We start from the raw sequence: 3,341 nt of genomic DNA, 5'->3' as shown, positions 1-3,341 counted from the left end.
TGGCAGGCCCGGCACAATCAACCAATTCAATACAAAATTGGTATCAACAAACTTGGCACACTATTGAGTTCTCAAACAACAGACACACCCGGCACCACCCAAACCCAACGGTCCAGGATCGCTCCGGAGCAACTTTTCAAACTTACCCGGTGTCGACTTCCAAAGCAAATCCGGCTTCCCGGACCTACATCAGCAGACGAACCAGCCCCACCAGAATTCTTTAGCGATTGAACCGCCGAAAGAACTTGGTCTTGAATTATTTTTGGGGGATTGGCCGCCTCCGGTCCTCCAGCGTTTCCGCTGTTCTCCCTCGTGGCGACTTAGAAAACAATACACCCAGTCGACGGTAACCGCAAACCCGATTCGCGGCTGCGCCGCGGTGCCCTGCGGCCGCCCCCGGAACCTCGCCGAACCGGCGCCGCACCGCCGTCGTACGGGCTCCGCACTGGCGCGGCACCGGCGCCGTTGTCGCCCGGGCGGCAACCCGGCGTCGTCAGTGGGAGCTGTATGCTCCGTCACCTTAGGCCGCTGCTGCGGATACCATCAGGGGGTGAGGGCACAACGCCGGCGCCAGATAGCAGTCCCGCTCAGTCGGCGTGTGTCCGGCCCGGCTGTGAACGGGCTTTCGCAGCACGACGTCACCGCCCGCATCGAGAGTGGGCTCGACAACCGGGTGCCGGACAAGACCAGCCGGAGCCTGTGGCAGATCTTCCGCGCCAACGTCCTCACCCTCTTCAACGCGATTGTCGGCTCAAGCTTCCTCGTGCTGCTGCTCCTCGGCCGCTGGCAGGACGCATTGTTCGGCCTGGCTGCCGCGGGCAACGCGGTGATCGGCGTGGTCCAGGAATTCCGGGCCAAAAGGTCCCTGGACCGTCTTGCGGTTTTGGATGCCCCGCGTGCACGGGTGCTGCGCGACGGCCAGATCCGGGAGATCGCCACGGCCGATGTCGTCCGCGATGATGTCCTGGTACTGCGTGCCGGGGACCAGGTGACGGCGGACGCAGCAGTGCTCGAAGCCGCCGGACTCGAGGCGGACGAATCCCTCCTCACCGGCGAATCGGACCCCGTGGCCAAAGACACCGGGTTGGACGTGCTTTCCGGATCCATCATTGTGGCCGGGCACGGCAAAGTCCGGGTGGTGCGGGTGGGTGCGGAGTCGTTCGCCAGCCGGCTCACCGCTGATGCGCGCCGGTTCTCCCTGGTGAACTCGGAGATCCGCAACAGCCTCAACCGTGTGCTTCGCTGGATAGCCTGGGCGATCCTGCCTGTCGCGATCCTTGTGGTCAACGGCGAGCTGCAGGCGCGGGGCGGTTGGCAGGATGCCGTCGCCACAGGCACCTGGACGACAGCCTTGGTAGGCGTCATCGCCAGCGTAATCGCAATGGTTCCGTTGGGCCTCGTGCTGCTGACCAGCGTGGCGTTCGCCGTCGGAGGGCTCAGGCTCGCCAGCCACAAGGTCTTGATTCAGGAACTCGCTGCGGTCGAAGGCCTCGCAAGGGTGGACGTCCTCTGCATGGACAAGACCGGCACCCTAACGGAGGGCGGCCTGAGATTCGAGGCGGTTCACCAGCTGACGCCAACGCCGGATCCAGGCTGGCAACAGGCCCTCGGTTGGTTTGCCGCTGAGCCCGAGGCAAACGCCACGGCGCGGAGCCTCGGCGCCGCTTTCGAGGACGACGGCGGATTCCAGTCGATCTCCTACGTTCCGTTCTCCTCCTCCCGGAAGTGGAGCGGGGTGACCTTCGGTGGAGGCAACGGGGCGACGCCCACCTGGATTCTCGGGGCGCCGGAAATGATCCTGGCTCCGGGAAACAGCATCACCGTAGATCCGGCGCCGGGGGCAGCTGCCGGGTCCTCCGACGAACCGGCCCGGACAGCGGAGCCAGGCCATGCAGACGTGCTGCAGCAAGCCGGCAAGCTTGCCGGCACCGGCTTGCGGACGCTGCTGCTGGCCGGAGCGGACACACCTCCGGGGGCGAGCAAGACGCCGACGCTGCCCGACGGTCTCAGGCCGGTCGCACTCCTGACGTTTCGGGAGCAGACCCGGTCCGATGCTCGGGAGACCCTGGAATTCTTCCGCGCCGAGGGCGTGGAGTTGAAAATCATCTCCGGCGACGATCCGCGGACCGTCGCCGCCATCGCGCGTCGGGTTGGCCTCGACGTGGCCCAAGGCTACGACGCACGTTCGCTGCCCGAAGATCCCCTTCTTCTCGAGGAGGTGATGGGGGGAAACAACGTCTTCGGCCGCGTCAGCCCTGATCAAAAGAAGGACATGGTCGCTGCCCTGCAACGGCTTGGACATACCGTGGCAATGACCGGGGACGGGGTCAACGACGCCCTCGCCCTGAAAACGGCAGACCTTGGCATCGCCATGGATTCTGCGGCGCCGGCTACCAAGGCGGTAGCGCGGCTGGTCCTCCTCGATGGCCGCTTCGACCGGCTTCCGGAAGTGCTGGCAGAGGGTCGGCGCGTCATCGCCAACATCGAGCGGGTCTCAAGCCTCTTCCTCAGTAAGACGGCGTATTCCATTGCCATCGCCGTCAGTTTCGGACTGCTGCAGTGGCAGTTCCCGTTTCTCCCCCGCCAGCTCTCCTTCACGGACGGCCTCACAATCGGCATCCCCGCCTTCTTCCTGGCACTGATGCCGAACACCCGTCGCTATAAGCCGGGTTTCCTGCGACGCTCACTCTGGTTCTCGCTGCCGGCCGGGCTCATCGTCGCGGCCACCTTGCTTGTGCTCAATGCCATCGCGCCGTCGGCGGCAGCGCCGGGGCCGGAAGCGGTGCGCTCCGCTTCCGTTCTTACCCTCACAGTGGTGGGGCTCTGGATCCTGGCGGTGGTATCCCGGCCGCTCAACGCCGGCCGGGTCGGTGTACTGGCGGCGATGTGCGCCGCCCTCGTCATTCTGCTCAACATCCCCTTGGCACAGGATTTCTTCATTCTCTCCTGGCCACCAGGCGGGCTTTTGCTCGCAGCTCTGGCAACCGGGGCCGGCGGCGGCCTCGCAATCGAGCTCCTTGCGTGGCTCCACGGCCGCAAGTTTCCCCGCTGACCATGCTGGCGGCGCCGGCTGGGTTACGAAAAAGGCCCTCTTCCGTCAGGCTCCCAGCTCGCCCCATAGATCCGGACTTGCCTTCGTCAGCTGGCTGGATCTGCGGGAGGGGGGTCGGATGCCTGTTTGGGGTGTTAAAAGGCTCAGGCCCCGACACTGTGTGTCGGGGCCTGGCTGTAATGGTTGTCCGGCGGTGACCTACTCTCCCACACCCTCCCGGGTGCAGTACCATCGGCGCTGTGGGTCTTAGCTTCCGGGTTCGGGATGGGACCGGGCGTTTCCCCCACGC

At 65.4% G+C, this 3,341-nt stretch carries 1 protein-coding gene and 1 rRNA gene; one reads left to right on the top strand and one right to left on the bottom strand.

All coding sequences use genetic code 11. The annotated features are described in order from the left end of the window. Positions 1-613 precede the first annotated feature (613 nt). A complete protein-coding gene (locus tag AB4Y91_RS16735) occupies positions 614-3,052 on the top strand; it encodes an HAD-IC family P-type ATPase (RefSeq protein WP_441419544.1) in 2,439 nt (812 codons plus the stop codon). A 185-nt stretch (positions 3,053-3,237) separates the two neighbouring features. On the opposite strand, the gene rrf is transcribed toward AB4Y91_RS16735, so the two are convergent. Continuing rightward, positions 3,238-3,341, bottom strand: a 5S ribosomal RNA gene (gene rrf / locus AB4Y91_RS16730); the annotation flags it as partial.

This window comes from Arthrobacter sp. YAF16 (genome assembly GCF_052113385.1).
Taxonomy (GTDB): domain Bacteria; phylum Actinomycetota; class Actinomycetes; order Actinomycetales; family Micrococcaceae; genus Arthrobacter.
Note: the sequence above shows the minus strand (reverse complement) of the source record. Positions and strands in the feature narration are given on the sequence as shown.